This is a genomic window from Flagellimonas olearia (genome assembly GCF_009184425.1).
GTDB classification, from domain to species: Bacteria; Bacteroidota; Bacteroidia; order Flavobacteriales; family Flavobacteriaceae; genus Flagellimonas; species Flagellimonas olearia.
This window is the reverse complement of record NZ_WELG01000112.1, coordinates 1-356: the sequence shown is the minus strand read 5'-3', so window position 1 is coordinate 356 and position 356 is coordinate 1. Positions and strand designations below refer to the sequence as shown.

The 356-nt window shown below is 58.1% G+C and carries 1 protein-coding gene; it reads left to right on the top strand.

From position 1 onward, the window contains the following. Nucleotides 1-356, top strand: a 356-nt coding sequence (locus tag F8C76_RS19385) for a response regulator (protein WP_152132962.1), incomplete at both ends; no start/stop codon positions are given.

Below are 356 nucleotides of genomic sequence, written 5' to 3'. Positions count from 1 at the left end.
CTGCTGGTACGCCATGAACACTCGGTAGAAGAAGCGGAATCCGTTGAGCAAGCCCTCGAGAACAACCTCAATCAGTTCGACCTGATCATCAGCGACCTGCGCCTACCCGGGGAACCCGGCACCAATCTGATCGAGGCGGCTGGCAATACGCCAGTGCTGATCATGACTAGCTATGCCAGCCTACGCTCTGCGGTGGACGCCATGCGACTGGGCGCAGTGGATTACATTCCCAAGCCCTTTGACCACGATGAAATGCTACTCGCCGTGGACCGGGTGCTGAAAGAGGGTCGGCTAAACCGGGGCAACCGTGCCTTACGGCGCGATTTGGAGCGCAGTTTTCCTGTCCGCAATATGGT